The following is a 15,059-nucleotide window of genomic DNA, read 5'->3' on the forward strand; positions in this document are numbered from 1 at the left end:
AATAGGAGGCCGCCATGGACCCGTCCGTCCGTCCGCAGTTCTTCGACGGCCAGTACATTGGCGCCGACGACCTGGAGGCCATCGGCGCCTACGGCGACGCGCGCCTGCGCGAGCATCTGCTGGGCGGGCACAGCTGGGGGATCGCGGCGGGGCTCGACATCGTCGAGAAGCCCCGGCCCGACGGCGCCGTGGACGCCTGGGTGCAGCCGGGGTACGGCTGGGACGGCTACGGGCGCGTCATGACCGTGCGCAGCCCCGTCCCGGTCGCGCCCGACGCGCTGAAGGGGTTCCCGTCGGGCGCATGGTTCGTCTGGCTGGCCTACCGCGAGACCGGGCAGAGCGCCGCCCGCGCCGCCTACGGCCTGTGCGAGGGGCTGGACCTCTATCTCCGGGTCATGGAGAGCTGCGAGCTGCGCGTCACCGGCGACCTGCGGCTCGACGAGCGGGTGGGCGGGGTCGCCTTCGGCGGCGCCACCCGCCCCGACCCGCGCCTCGTCCGTCGGGTCTTCGATCCCGCAGGACCCTTCCTGTGCGACGGCTCCGTACCCGAGCAGGGGGCGCCGCCGGGCGGTGCCAAGGCGGTCTGGCTGCTGCCGCTGGGCCTCGTCGGCTGGGACTCCGGGACCGGGAGGCTGCGGCCGCTCGCGCCGCCGGAACGGCTCGGCGCGCGCACCCTGCGCCGCTACGCCGGCGCGGTGGCCGAAAGCATCCTGGCGCCCGGCGGGCTGCTGCGCCTGCGCCCGCGCCTCGCCCTTGCCCAGGGCAAGACGGACGGCGACGTCGACGCCGTGTGCGCTGAGCGGGCGCTCGGCACCGCCGATCTGGTCGAGCAGGACGGGCGGGCGCTGCCGCGCGACCTCGTCTGGGTCGAGGGGCACCTGCGCGCCTACGGCGACGCGCGGCTGTTCGGCGGGCGGCTGGAATTGCGGGGGGGCGATGGCGGCGAGCCGCAGGGGCCGTTCACCCTCGGCCGGCGCGACGCCATCCCCACCGTCTCCCAGGAGCTGGAGGTCGCCATCGGCACGGCCACGGGAGCCGGGCTGAAGAACCGCCTGATCGTCGGTCCGGTCGTCGACGCCAACGCCGCTCCGCGCAGGCTCCGCCCGGTCCTGGCGGTCGAGGCCGACGGGCGCGTCGGCGTGGGGACGGCGACGCCGGACCTGACGCTCGACGTCAAGGGCGACTTCGGGCGCGACGACGGGCCGGCGACGGTGCACCTCCAGCAGTCCCGTGTCGGCGACGCCGGCGACGGCCGGCTGGTCCTCACGGCGGGGGCGCGGTCCATCGTGCTGGGCGATGCGGACCACCACGTCGGGATCAACACCGCCGCCCCCTCCCCCGCCTTCGCGCTGGAGGTCAAAGGAACCGTCGGGCTGACGGCAGTACCGGCCGCGGTGACGCTGCTGGACTCGACCATCCGGGACGGCGGCGACGGGGTTCTCCGGATCGCCAGCGGCGGCAACACCGTGGCGTTCGACGGCGGCGACCGCGTCGGCATCGGCACCGACGCCCCGGCGGGCGACCTTCTGCTGGACGTCAAGGGCGGGATCGGGTCCAGCCAGGGACCGGCCTTCGTGCGCCTGCTCGGCTCCCTCATCCGGGATGGCGGCGACGGCGTGCTGCGCATCGCCAGCGGCGGCGCCACCGTCGCCTTCGACGGGAACGACCGCGTCGGCATCGGCACCGCCGTCCCTGCGGCCACGCTCGATGTGGCCGGCACGGCCCGATTCGGGAACGACGTTACGGTCTACGGCCAGCTCTACTCCACAGGGACCTTCTGGCCACCCTCGGACAGCCGGTTGAAGAACGATGTAACCCCCATCGACGACGCGCTCGCGACGCTGCTCCGCCTGCGCGGCGTACGCTTCGTCTGGCGGCCCGACGCCGACGAGGACCAGCGCCCGCAGGTCGGAATGCTGGCGGACGAGGTCGAGACGATCTTCCCGCAATGGGTGCGCGAGGGGCCGGATGGTTTGAAGCGCATGAGCGCCCGCGGCTTCGAAGGGCTCGCCGTCGAGGCGTTCCGCGAGTTGGACCGCCGGGTGCGCGAGAACGACGCGCTGGCCGGGCGGGTGGAGGAGTTGGAAGGACGGATCGCGCGGCTGGAGGCGGCGCTTGCTGGCCGAGTGGACGCTCCCGTGCCGACCAAACCCGCGCGACCGCCCAAGCGCCCACGCGGGAGCGCCTAGATGGTCGCCGTGCGCCTCACGATCGGCCGGCTGTCCATGATTGGCCTTGTGGACAGGGACCACCCGCGCCTGGAGGCTGTCGGCGGGCGGCTCGACCGGATGGCCGAGAGGCTCGGCGCGGCGCTCGGTCCGGTCCTGGAGGGGCTGTTCACCGACGAACCCGACGGCGCCGTCTGCCTGATTCGTCGGCTCGACCTGGACGTGGCGCTCGACCCCGACGGCGACGAGACCGAGCAGCGCGGCGCCTGGGCGGGCGCGATCGCGACGGCGCTTGCGCGCCGGCTGTCGAGCGAGGGGGATGGGATTGTCCGCTTCGCCGACCGCGCCGGCCAGCTCGCGCACTTCCTCGACCGGCTGGCGGCGGGCGACGCCTGGTCGCTGTGGTACCACGAGGCGTTCGCCGGCCTGCGCGTGCTGCCGGCATCCATGGCCCTGCGCACAGCCATCCTGGCCGACCCCGCGCCGGCGATCGAAGCGCTCAGGCGGCTCGACGGCTGGGCACGGTTCCGCATCCTCGACACGCTGGGCGAGACCGGGTGCCGCCGCGTCCTCGATGATCTCGCCGCCGGGGGTGACGGGGAGGCCGACCCTGCCCGGATCGTGGAGGAGGCCCCCCTGTGCCGGTCCACCCCGGCCATGCCGGGGCGGGCGGCGCTGGAACTCTACCTTGCGGCTTGCGGTCCCGGAGGCGTCCGGCCCGGCCCGGCCACGGCGGCGCTCGCCGGCGCCATCGCCCGAATCCGGGCAGCCGCCTTCGACGACCCGGCGCTCCTGGACGCGCTCGCGGACGGCGCGCTCGGCGCCGCTGTAGCGGTGGGCGGGAGCGACGGAGCGGCGCTGGCGCTCGCCCTGCGGACGTTGTCGCCCGGGCAACGCCGCGCGCTTGTGGAATCGGTAGGGGCAGCCGCGACGCCCCCGGACGCCGAGTACACCGTCCACGGCGGTCTTTTCCTGCTGCTGGACGCCCTCGACGGGTTGCCGCTCCCCGATCCGGACGGTTGGCCGGAGCCGCCGGAGGTGGCGACGGACGCGCTGGTGCGCTTCCTGGTGCTCGCCAACGGTCTGGGGCCGGAGCGGGCGCCCGGCATATTCGGCGATCCGGTGTGGCGACGCCTGTTCGGCCTGCCGCCACGGCTTTCGCCCGCCGCCGTGACCGCTTGGGCGCGCAGCGTCCCCCCAAGCCGGGCCAGCGCCTGGACGCGAACCCTGATAGCTCTCTCCCCCCCGGGGGAAGGCTTGGGTGAGGGGGATACTTCGGCTCCTCCGTGCGCTCGGGCGATGCGAACCCCCCTCACCCGGCCGCTCGGCCTCGCCGCCGCCGCCATGCTCCAGGCTTTCTCCCGGCGGCTTCCCGGTTTTGCCGGGACGAGCGCCGGGCACCTGCGCGCGAATTTCTTGTCCGTCGCGGCGAAGGTCGAGCGCAGCCCGGCGGCGATCACCGCGACGCTCGCCCGGCCGCCGCTGGACGTCGTCCTCGCCATGAGCACGCTCTCCGGCGCGACGCTCGCCCTGAGCTGGCTCGGCCCCGTCCCAATCCGCATCCAACGGGAGGCGTGCTGATGAAGCCTGGACTCGACGCGGAACTGGCGTGGCTGGACGGGCTGCTGCACCGGGAGGTCCGGCGCGTCCGCGCCCTCTACGAACTGTCGGTGGACGAGTTCCGCGGCATCTACGTCAGCGACGAACAGGTCGATGCCCACTTGGCGGCGGGCCCCTCGGAGTCCCCCGCACCCGGCCCATTGCCCGACCCGCAGCCCGGCACCGCATGGGCGGTGGCATGCGGGCGCCTGGAACTGGCGCCCGTCGAGCGCGGCGTACTGGTGCTGGCGCTTGCGCCCGAGCTGGACCGCAAGTACGAGGTTCTGTTCGCCTACCTCAACAATGAGGTGACGCGGCGCTGGCCGACGGTCGACCTCGCAATCCGGCTTCTCGGCGACGCGCGCGGTGCCCGCGCCGCTCTCCTTGAGGACGGCCGGTTGCTGGCCTCCGGCCTGATAGAGGGCGCGGAGGAGGGGCCGGGCCGCCGGTCCAGCCTCGCCCGCGCCTTCGCCGCCGGTCCCGCCCTGACCCGCTTCGTCCTCGGCCTACCGCCGGATCTGGCCGCGGGCTGCACGTGGTCCGACGGTCGGAACGACGAGGCCGACGACCCTCTGCCGGCCAGCTTGGTGGCCGCCGCAGATGCGTTGGGAAACGGCCATTCCTGCCCCTGTCTGGTTCTGGCCGGGTGCGCGGGATCGGGTCGGCGCCAGACGGCCGAGGCCTTCGCGCACCGGCTGGGACACGCTTTGGTGACGGTCGATCTCGGTCGTTGTGACGACGGCCCAAAGACGCTTTCACGCGCCGCGCTGACGGCGGCACTGACCCGTGCGGTCGTGCTGGTCGGTGGCTTCGACGCCCTCCCGCTGGAGGACCACGGCGGCAATGCACGCCTCGCCCGGGCGCTGGAAGCACTTCCGGGACCGACACTCCTGATGCTCGATCCGGCCCGGGCACCGCTTGACGTGGTTGAGGGGCTTGCCGCATGGCGCTTCGACATGCCGCCGCCTAGGATAGCCGATCAGCGAATTCTGTGGCGGCGCGCGCTGTCGGCGGCAGCCATTCCCGTGCCGGCCTCTGACGAGCGGATCCTCGCCGAGCGGTTCAGGCTCGGTCGAGGGCAGATCGAGCGCGCGAGCCGGACCGCCGCCTTCGTCGCGAGGCTCGATGGCCACCGGGCTGGTGAGGTGCCGCTGCCACTCCTGTGCCGTGCTGCGCGTGAGCAGTCCGGTTCGGCGCTTCGGCGGCTCGCCTCCGTCGTTCCGTGCCGCCACGGATGGGCCGACCTTGTGCTGCCGCAGGCGACCATCGAACGCGTCCGATCCGTGGCTGACGCCATCGCCCACCGCGCGCGCGTCCAGGAGGAATGGGGATTGGCGCGTCTGAGCGGCGGCGCGGGGCTCGCAGCGCTGTTCCAGGGACCGTCGGGAACCGGAAAGACGATGGCGGCCAGCGTCATCGCGGGCGGCCTCGGCCTCGACCTCTTCCGTGTCGAGCTGTCGAGCGTCGTCTCGAAATACATCGGCGAAACCGAGAAGAACCTCGAGCGCATCTTCCGTTCGGCCCGACACTCCAACGCCGTGCTGCTGTTCGACGAGGCCGATGCGCTGTTCGGCAAGCGGTCCGAAGTGAAGGACGCGCACGACCGCTACGCCAACCTTGAGGTCGCGTATCTCCTGCAGCGCATGGAGGAGCATGATGGCCCCATCATCCTGGCGACCAATCTTTCGCGCAACATGGACCAGGCCTTCAGTCGCCGCCTGCACCAGGTCGTCGAGTTCCCGCGCCCCGACGACCCAGCGCGCGAACGGCTCTGGAGGCAGATGCTGCAAGCGCCACTTCCCTGCGAAGACGGTTTAGATTTCGCGTGGTTGGCCCAGACCTTTGACCTGACGGGAGGCGAAATCCGCAAGGCGGTCCTTGAGGCCGCCTATATGGCGGCGGCCGGAGGGAACATCGTGACCATGGAGTGTCTTGCAGCGTCGGCGGCGCGCGAGTGCCGCCGCCAAGGGCGCCTTGCAGGTCTTGCAGGCAAGCGGGAGGTGGCATGACACAGTCCCGGTCACTTGCCCTGAAGGCGCCCGCACCATCGGTCCCCCCAGGACGGCAGGTCGCGACGCACGCGCACCGGCATCCGCTGGTGGACAACCAGTTGATGCAGGCGGCTGCCCGCCGGGCGGGCATCCGTGCGAAGCTCGAGGTCGGCGAAGTCGATGATCCGGAGGAGCAGGAGGCCGAGGCCATCGCCGACCGGGTCATGCGCACCCCGGAGGGTGCCTGCTGCGCGTCCTGCGCGACCGGCAGCACCTGCGGGAATGAGACGGTGCGCCGTACTCCGGACGGCGGGACCGTGCGCAGAGGCCTGTCACCGTCCGCCAGTTGCGGGATCCGCGATCTTGCGGGCAGTGGCGAGGCTCTGCCGCCACGGCTGCGCGGCTTCTTCGAGCCGCGGCTCGGGGCCGACCTGTCCAGCGTACGCCTCCATACGGGCCCAGCCGCAGCCGCAGCGGCGCGGTCCATCTCCGCGCGGGCCTTCGCCCACGGGACCGACATTGCGTTCGGCAACGGACAGTACGCGCCCGATTCCCCCGCCGGCCAACGCCTTCTGGCGCACGAACTCGCGCACGTCGTACGTGGACATGGAGGGGACAAAGTCCATCGCTCTGCTGCGGACGACGCGCTCGCACTGTTGGGAAGTGCTGCGCAGGGGGTAACGGGTGCCCTCGAGAAGGTCTCCGCGCTGCCGGCAGCCGCAGTCGATGCCGCTGCCACATTGACCGGCGTCGGCGATGGCTTTCCGAGCACCGCCGACCTGAAGGGCGAAGCCGGCGGCGTGATCGACAGCATCACCGAAGGAGCTTTGTCCTTGGCGGTCAAGGCCGCCAACGCGATCGCAAAACGCTTCGGGGGCAAAGTCGAGCGGACGCCGCGGGGTTTGGAGATTCATCTGCCGAGCGTTCAGCTGTTCGAGTCTGCGACCGAAGAGCTCTCCTCGCTTGCACTGGGAAGATTCATCCCGCTGTTGCCGATCGGTTTCACTGTGGGCCCGATCTCCGCCCAAGGCGCCCTCGCCCTACGCCTCGGAAACCCGACCATGATCGGCAGTATCGGTCCCGGTCGGCTCCAGAACGTGAGGCTTATCCTGAACCCGGGAACGGGGACCTATGGCGGCGAGGCGGAGCTCTACGTCGCCGGTGCGGTCAGCGAGTCCGTCGAAGCAGGCCTCGAAGTGGGCCTTCTGGCCGAGGGAGTGATTCCCATGGATCCTCCAATCCCGATCGTCGGCACCATCGAAGGTGGTGTACGCGCCATCCTGCGCGGGGTCGGCAAGGGCGGTCTTCTGCAACGCGTCGCGGTGGAATACAAAAACGGCGACTTCGCCGTGAATTACTTGGGACGGCTGCAGATCGGCGGACTGATCGAACTGGATCTGGAGGTGTTCCTGCAGGCGATGCTGGAAGAGAGAAGCGTCTGCCGTCTCATTTGGCCGGTCCGGTCGCTGCGGATCGCAGATACAGCCGAGCAGTATGAATTGCCTTTCACTGTCAGCCACAAGGAAGGGACGACCGGTATCGATGTAGGGAAGATTACGTCCAAGGAAATCGACGTCGATTCCATCCAGACGGCATTTTGGCATGCGAGGCCACCGGACGAGTGCATGAAGCTCAACGAACTTGTTCGGGAGCTCTGCAACGCGGGCAAATTGCCCCCGTCGGTGTGTGCGATTCCTCAACAGGTCGTCGCGGGCGCGTCGGATCTTCCATTCCCGGGCCTCGAACCGCTCGGATTCGGCCCCGCCGCTCCAGCGCTGCCTGCTGCTCCTGGCCAGCGGCCGATCGGCACCGAAGACCAGCCGATCTCTATGGAGTGGTACAAGCCGGCCTCCAAGTACCCCGATCCCATCCATCTGAGCTTCGATCAATGGGACCCGACGGAGGAGTGGACTGCTTACAGAAAGGACAAGCGCGACCGGCTCCCCGACAAGTCCGGCTGGATTGGAGTGACGTATTGGCCTGCGGTCGGCCACAAGGTCCAAAACCTCCGAACGCAACCGCCCAGACGGGCTCAAGGACCGTTTGTCGAGGCGCTCGACGAGAACGGCTTCGACTGGGGCGGATACCAACCTGATCATGTCGTCGATCTTCAATTCAGGAGCATGCAGCAACCCGACCCCGATTCGCTGGCGTACAAGAACTTGTGGCCGCTCGACGCAGCACTCAACATGCGAGCCGGCCGGGAGATGGCAAACCAGACAGTCTACATGAATTTGCCGTCGGACCCGCCGGAGCGGGCGCCGTGGCCGACGGCGCTGTACATGGTTAAGCACTTCCTTGGGACGGATCCTTGGTTTCGGATCACCAACATCAGGCTGCCTCCCTGAGAGCCGGTTTGACCTGAATTCCTCCTGTACTGTTGGGGAGGGATGCGGCCTAGTTCGGTACCAAGTCGGCGTGACTGAACGACGATGTCGTCAAGGCCCCGGCCACGCCCGCCGGGCAAATGGCGGCTCAGCCCGGAGCGCCGCCCCTGCGCGAAGGCACTGCTCCCGCCCTTGGGGACGGCTGCGGCGGTCAGTGGAGCCGAACGGGAGGCGACGATCGAGCGGCTCATCGAGGGGTCGAACCCGCTGCCGGTGAAGCCGCGGAACGAACAGCTCGTCAGCCCGGCGTTGCGGGAGTTTGCGCGGCAGCGGGGCGTCAAGATCCGGCTCGTATCTGACCCCCTGTGGACATAGCGCACGTCGTTCCGCTCACCGGAAACCCTCCTTGTCGATCCCGTGGCGCTTGAGCAGCCGGCCCATGGCGCGCCGTTCGGTGCCGGCGCGCCGCGCCGCCTCGGTGACGTTGCCATGGGTCAGGGCCAGCAGGCGGCGCAGATAGGCCACCTCGAACTCCCGCGCCTGCCGTTCACGGCCGGCCTTCAACCCGCCTTCGTGCATCACCGCGACAGCCTCCGCCTCGGGCAATGACGCGGGCGCCGGTCCGGGGACCACGTCGGCACGCCGTACCCGGCCGTCCCGCGCCAGCACGTAGGCCCTGTGCATCAGGTTCTCGAGCTGGCGGACGTTGCCCGGCCAGGGCTGGGCGGCCAGCCACTCCTCGGCGTCATGGTCGAGCTGGGGCACGGCGCCGGCGTAGAGGCCGGCGAAGCGCGCCAGGAAGTGCCGGGCGAGCAGGCCGATGTCCTCGCGCCGCTCGGCAAGCGGCGGCAGGTCCAGGCTCAGCACGTCCAGCCGGAAGTACAGGTCCTCGCGAAAGCGCCCGAGCGCGATGCAGGCCTGCAGATCGCCATTGGTCGCGGCCAGGATGCGCACGTCCGTCCGCTCCACCTTCGAGCCGCCGACGCGGCGGAACTCGTGGTCCTGTAGGAAGCGCAACAGCGCCACCTGCGCCCTGGACGACAGGCTGTCCACCTCGTCCAGGAAGAGCGTGCCGCCGTTGGCGAGGGCCACCAGCCCCGTGCGCTCGCCCTTGGCGTCGGTGAAGGCGCCGCGGGCGTGGCCGAACAGTTCCGATTCGACCAGAGTGTCGGGCAATGCGCCGCAATTGACAGGCACGAAGGGGCCGCCGCGGCGGTCGCTCAGATGATGGACGGCACGGGCGAACAACTCCTTGCCGTTGCCGGTCTGCCCGCGGATCAGCACAGGCGCGGCGCACCGGGCGAACCGCCGGGCCAACGCGAAGGCCGTCTGGAACGACGTGGACCGGCCGACCAAGCCAAGCCGCAGGCACAACGCGCGGTCGTCGGACGTCGCCGCTGAATCCGGCGGGTCTTGTTCGCCGGTTTCCCGCGTATCTCCCGAATGACTCATCCGGCACCTCCGCGGCTCAAGAAATGCCAAGTATTCGAATTATCTCCTGGGGATCGGCACACATGGCGGCAAAAGGCAGACATCTTCGTGACTTGGATTATTGAACCTGCGTGATGCGCCGCGGCAATTCCCTAGGAGAAATATCACGGAAGGATGACCACCGACGCACCCACTCCGGCCAAGACCAACGCCGACGGATTCGACGTGCTCTGAGTGGCTGTTTGTGGATGTCATGCGGGGGCTGTCTGGGTGACGAGCCGCTTCAGGCGACGTGAGAGGATCGAGATGAAGGCGATCTCGATGAAAGCGACGAGGTGCTCCTTCGTCCGCTCGACAATGGTGTTCAATCGTCGATAGCGGCTCAGCCATCCAAACGAGCGCTCCACGACCCAGGCGATTTCGGTGGGAATGAACACGCCGTCGCGCCCTCGGGCGATCGGCTGAATGGTGATGCCAAGCGCCTCCCCGGCTTTGGCCAGGCGCTGGCCGCGATAGCGGAGGTCACCAATGGCTGGGCCCTGGAAGCCGCGGCCGGCGATCTCCCGCAGGACCGGGACGATGCCCTTGGTGTCGTGCACGTTGGCCGGCGCTGCATCGATCGCCAGCGGAATGCCGTACTTCTCGACGGCAATATGGACCTTCACGCCGCGGATCTTCTTGCCGCCGTCCACGCCCCGCGCGAAGCAGCTCGGGGCCGAAGGGCAGGTTCGGCTGTCGATCACCACCGTGCTCGGCTCGGCCGTATCGCCGCAGGCCAGCCGCCAAGTGCGGCGTAGCCGGTCGAGCAAACGGCGCCATAGCCCCAATCGGGTCCAGCGCGCAAACAGAGTGTACAGTGTGCCGAAGGGGATGCCGGAGAGCTGGCCGATGGCCCGCCATTGCATGCCGCAGAAGCACACGCACCACACCGCCATGATCGCCTTGCGCAAGGTGGCGCCGGCAAGCGCTGGCTTCGAGCCGGATCGCGTTGTCCGCGTCCTCTCCGCCGCCATGGTTGTCAACTCCGTCAGCACCTCATCCACAAAGGCATCGACATTCAAGAACGCGTCCCAGGACGCCGGCGTGGTGCTTGCGGGACGAACGGCGCTGCCCATAGACTGCTGACCCGAGGCTGTTGACGACGCTCACAGCCCTACCAGATGGGCCACCTGGCGCAACACCCCTGTTCATCTTAGAGTAGCATCCCGCCCAGCACCGGTCAGGACGAGCCCGTCACGAACAAGCTCTGAGCGTCAGCCGATTTGCGCGTGGTCGGGCGAGGTCAACGGCATTGGTCCCATTACGCCGGCCGAGTCCGGGGCTGGCTGTCTGGCCAATGCTCGAAAGTTCCTGCAAGAACTCGCCGCGCGACTGAGGCCGGACGAAGATCCGATTTTTCTGTAAGAGCAGGTTCTATGCCACATGCACGCTTGCGCCTGCCATGTCGCTCTTGCTGCCCGATCCGCGTGCTGATAACACACAGTTAAGGTACAGCTTGGAAGGGAGAGCCTCCGTTGGATGACCTGGACGAGGTTTCTGCGAGAGAGGATCAACCTCCCCGTGTTCGCAGCTACGCACTGGCAGGCCTGACGTTCGACCAAGCGGTCCAGGTGCTCGTCGCCGGAGGCTGCCTGGAACTCTCCGGCAGGCACACTGTCACGCTGGGGGAAGCAGCGCGCAAGGCCCTGCACTTCTATTTCGATGCCAAGCGTCTGGACCTGTGGAAGAACCAAGTCCGGAATCTGCGCCCAAGTGAAGGCGAGGAGCTGATCGCCGCGCTCGAAGCGGACCTGCCGGATGTCCCGATGCCGGAGGCCGGACGGTCGGAGGCGGTGCTATGGGACGTCGTGGCGCTGGAAATCGAGCAGTTCGGCGGGCTGCACGCGCATTGCGTGGAGGGGGGCAAACCGCCTCCTGCCATCATGTTGCCGCTCAAGGAACCGCGCACGCTGCTCCAGGGCCGCAACGGCGTGGGCAAGAGCCAGCTCGCGAGGGCGGTGGCGTGGTGCCTGACCGGACAGATCCCGCGCTCGTTGGCTGAACCCTGTGAACCCAAGGTCAACGACTATGCCGTCGAACCGGATACCCCTGAGGCCGAATCGCCCGATGAGACCGGTGATGCCGCCGAACGAACCATCGGCCTGCCCGTGATCGTTCCGGTCCCCGGACGCCAGGAACTGCAATGGCTCGCCGACAAGGCGCCGCTCGTCGCCACCGCGGTCACACTCGATTTGGTGCGCCGCGACGGCACCGCGCGGTGCCGCATCCGCCGCCGCCTCGTCCTGCAACGGGGAACCTACGTCCCGCGCGTCGAGCGCATAAATCCCGACACGGGTTCCGTGCAGGCAGTCGAGTCCGTTGCGCAGACGTTGGGCGTGTCGGCGGCCTCGCTGGAGGCAATCGGGCTGATGATGGCGCGCCTACCCTTCCTGCGCCTCGACGGGCCCAACGCCCTGGTAAACGCGGTAAAGGTCCTCACCGGCCTGCAGCCCTTCGAGAACCTGGGCCGGCGCTGCCAGCGTTCGGTGTTGCCACGGCTGGAGAAAGCCATTCCAGACGCCGCGCGCAAGGAGATGGCCAGGACCGTCACCGCATTCACGGAGGAAGCGGCCAAACTGCCGGGCTACTTCAGCCTCGGCACGCCGCTGCCAGCCGATGCGCTTCCACCGGCACCGGACGATGCTGACGAGGGAAAGGCCTGCGACGCCGCACTGGCGGCGCTGGATGCCGAATTGAACCGCCGGGATGCCGAGTTGCGGGCCACCATCCGCAGCGCCACCGGCCTGGATGTCGCCGAAGCCAATCTGTCCACGCTCAGGAAGGCGGTGCTGGCGGCGCGGACGACGCTCGCGCCCGGGACGGTCGAGGCCTGGGCGGACTTCAAGGCGCTGAAGACGTTGAGCGCCGTCGATGCGTCCATGATCGAAGCCGCCCGCGCGCTCGTCATCGAGGCTGTGCGGGATGCCCATGCCTTCGCTGACCTGGCGACGCACCCCGACGAGGCGGCCCGCCGCCGCCTGTACGTGGTCATCGATGAATGGCGCCAAGCCAATCCCCCCAAGGATGGCTGGCCGCCCTGCGCCTGCCCGGTGTGCCAAGCCGACCTCGACGGCAGGACCGACAAAACGCTCGGCCTGCCGGTCCGGGATGCGTTGGCGCGGGCGGAGCACGACGCGGCGGCCGGCCACCTGGACGTCGAGGCTTGCGACAAGGCGCTGGCGAACAGACTCCGGTCCGGCCTTGCACCGGTACTGGGCGCGGCGCTGGACGTCCGTGTCCGGCCCTGGGAGGCATTGCGTCGCGGCTGCACGAAGTCTGCGCAGGTGCACCTGTCCGGCGACCTTGCGCCTTTGCAGGAGGATTTGGCTGCGGAGTTCATCCGCCTAGCCGCCGACCTGCCGGACGCCGGGACGGCCGACGCCGTGGAGCTGCCCGAGGCGTTGCGGGACGGGGCGCTCGGCAAGGTGATCCGTCAGATCCTCACCACGCTGGCGGATGCCGCCTGGTGCCTGGAGGCCGGCGCGCAGCTGGACGGGATCCGCACCGCCCTGTTCAGCAGCGGGTCCGGCGAAGGGCAGCAGGTGGGCTACCTGCCCGCCCGTTTCGATGCGCTCGACAAGGCGCTGGGAGAGGATGGTCCGGTGGACAGCGCGCGGCGGACGCTGAAGACGCTGCGCGACCATAGAACGGAGTGGGGTAAGCAGCGGGCCTGGATCGCCCTTGCCGCCGCCGCGGTACCGGCGATCCGCGAACTGGTGAATTTTGGAGAAAGGATCGAAACCCAGGTGAAGACGCTCGTCGATGAACTCGACGCGCAGACCCAGGCCTGGACCGAGCGGCTGTACCTTCCGGTCAGTGCCACGGCACCGACCCTGGCGGGAACGCGTCTCGATGGCGATGGCATGCGGGTGCAGGTCCGGCGCGACGGCGTCACCGGCGACGGCCGGGATCTGGTCAACAGCTCGGGCCTGCGCACCCACCTGTTCGCCTTCACCCTCGCGCTGATCAAGCGCATCCGGGACGACGACGGCGGCGTGTCGCTCCTGCTGCTCGACGATCCGCAGACGCTGTTCGACGAACACAACCAGCGCCGCGTCGCCAGAGCCCTGGGCACCCTGCCCGAGCACGACTTCCGGCCGCTCATCACCACCTACGACCAGCACTTCGCCGGCAGCCTGTTCCGGCAGGCGAAGGGTAAGGGAGTCGAGTTCCTTCAGATCCTGCCCCGCTCCACGGGCGAAGGGTGCGCACGCATCCGCCGTCACCAGCTGCACATCGAGTTGGTCCACGAAGACTGGCAGCGTAGCGATCATGATCCCACTCGCATCCGCGCCTTCTGCGACGAGGCGCGCATCATGATCGAGCAGGGGCTGCGGGACCTGATCTGGCCGAGCCCCGCCGTCGTCGCCGGCAGCGAGACCATGCAGCCGCTGATGCTCAAGCTGCAAAGACTGATCGGGCGCGGCGGCCCGTACTCCAACCCTGCGTTCTCGGCGCTCATGAAGCATCAGGCGCTGAAGGATCAGGTCTTCAGCGAAGCCATCCGCTGGGCTCACCACTACCCCGCCGAGGACCTCGGCCATACGCATGCCAAGCAAGTGGGCAAGTACCTCGATCCCCTTCTGCACAGTTTCGAGCAATGCCGCGGCGTGCTCGACGAGGCGCTGTCCCAGGGAACGCTGTCACTCCAGCTCGCCCCTGCCGCGCCGGATGCCGACATCGTACCGTTCCCGGAGCGGCCCTGCCGGCCGCTGAGCCTGTACCAGATCGGCCGCGCCGCCGCCGAGGGCGGCGCCGAGGTCGACGACGGCGATGGTGTCGGCTCCGACATCGGGGTGTCGCTCGTCGATGGGCAGCATCAGCTGTTCGGGGTCGGCAAGGCGCTCACTTGGATGCCGCGGCTGTTTCAGGCCGGTGACGTGCTGATCGTCGACTGCAAGGCCTTGGCGTCCGGAGGACTTGCGCTGGTGTGGGACGGAGCGCGCAAACAGGCAGAGGCCGGCTGGCTGAAGCCGGTGCAGGGGCGGCCAGGGACCGTAATCCTCGTCGGCGATCACGACACCGGATACGCTCGCGAGTTCGATACCGACGTCAACGAATGCCACCCGGTCGTCGGCATCCTGTTCCGCGGCGCCCGTGCCAACGCCGGAAAGGCGCTGGAGCCGCTGGACGCGTGTCCGCGCTTCGCCGACGTCGAGGGGACGGTGGTGATCGACCAAGGTGACAGTGCCGAACCGCTGCTGCACAAGGGGGACAGCGTCCTGGTGGGTCCCAGGGTGGGCGATCCCGCCGGCGTGTCCGCGCTGGCCGGCAGCCCGGTGGCCGTCCGCCTGAAGGGTGGCCGCCGCCTCGTCAAGCGGCTGGGCGAAAAGCCGCTGGACGCGAAGGGGCGCGTCTGGGTTCTGGACAATTTGGGTATTCAGGGGAACGGTGCCGTGATCCGCTTCGGCGACGACGTTCCCGACGGCTTCGCCGCCGTTCCCCGCGCCGACTCGATCCGGCCGATCCTCGGCTACTGGTTTTCCCGCCAGTCCTGATCCGGC

At 69.3% G+C, this 15,059-nt stretch carries 7 protein-coding genes; 5 read left to right on the forward strand and 2 right to left on the reverse strand.

Features of this window, described 5'->3' with window-relative positions; translation table 11 throughout:
* Window positions 1–14 precede the first annotated feature (14 nt).
* From ABNQ39_RS36645 to ABNQ39_RS36660, 4 genes are all read left to right on the forward strand, one after another.
* Window positions 15–2,189: a tail fiber domain-containing protein gene (locus ABNQ39_RS36645; RefSeq protein WP_376967763.1), complete on the forward strand. Its 2,175-nt coding sequence runs from the start codon at window positions 15–17 to the stop codon at window positions 2,187–2,189.
* Complete coding sequence (locus ABNQ39_RS36650) at window positions 2,190–3,749, forward strand: hypothetical protein (RefSeq protein ID WP_376967765.1); 1,560 nt, start codon at window positions 2,190–2,192, stop codon at window positions 3,747–3,749.
* Entirely contained in the window at window positions 3,749–5,776 is a 2,028-nt protein-coding gene (locus ABNQ39_RS36655; protein WP_376967767.1) for an ATP-binding protein, read from the forward strand. The genes ABNQ39_RS36650 and ABNQ39_RS36655 overlap by 1 nt, the downstream gene beginning before the upstream one ends.
* Before the next feature lie 89 nt (window positions 5,777–5,865).
* Window positions 5,866–8,106: a DUF4157 domain-containing protein gene (locus ABNQ39_RS36660; RefSeq protein WP_376967769.1), complete on the forward strand. Its 2,241-nt coding sequence runs from the start codon at window positions 5,866–5,868 to the stop codon at window positions 8,104–8,106.
* Between the two features lie 369 nt (window positions 8,107–8,475).
* Here ABNQ39_RS36660 and ABNQ39_RS36665 read toward each other — a convergent pair whose 3' ends face one another.
* Together ABNQ39_RS36665 and ABNQ39_RS36670 are read right to left on the reverse strand one after the other, a co-directional pair.
* On the reverse strand, window positions 8,476–9,537 hold the full coding sequence (locus ABNQ39_RS36665) for a sigma-54 interaction domain-containing protein (protein WP_376967771.1): 1,062 nt from the start codon (window positions 9,535–9,537) through the stop codon (window positions 8,476–8,478).
* 230 nt (window positions 9,538–9,767) lie between these two features.
* Entirely contained in the window at window positions 9,768–10,577 is an 810-nt protein-coding gene (locus ABNQ39_RS36670; protein WP_376967773.1) for an IS5 family transposase, read from the reverse strand.
* A gap of 453 nt (window positions 10,578–11,030) precedes the next feature.
* On the opposite strand from ABNQ39_RS36670, the gene ABNQ39_RS36675 reads away from it, so the two are divergent.
* Window positions 11,031–15,053 (forward strand): S24/S26 family peptidase, encoded by a 4,023-nt coding sequence (locus ABNQ39_RS36675; RefSeq protein WP_376967775.1) that lies wholly within the window; start codon window positions 11,031–11,033, stop codon window positions 15,051–15,053.
* The last annotated feature ends 6 nt before the right edge of the window (window positions 15,054–15,059 follow it).

Origin of the sequence: Azospirillum sp. A26, from assembly GCF_042604635.1 — a bacterium.
Classification (GTDB): domain Bacteria; phylum Pseudomonadota; class Alphaproteobacteria; order Azospirillales; family Azospirillaceae; genus Azospirillum; species Azospirillum palustre.

Coding starts and splice junctions, on each gene's coding strand:
- ABNQ39_RS36665 (WP_376967771.1), bottom strand. CDS start 9,537: ATGAGTCATTCGGGAGATACGCGGGAAACCGGCGAACAAGACCCGCCG.
- ABNQ39_RS36655 (WP_376967767.1), top strand. CDS start 3,749: ATGAAGCCTGGACTCGACGCGGAACTGGCGTGGCTGGACGGGCTGCTG.
- ABNQ39_RS36650 (WP_376967765.1), top strand. CDS start 2,190: ATGGTCGCCGTGCGCCTCACGATCGGCCGGCTGTCCATGATTGGCCTT.
- ABNQ39_RS36645 (WP_376967763.1), top strand. CDS start 15: ATGGACCCGTCCGTCCGTCCGCAGTTCTTCGACGGCCAGTACATTGGC.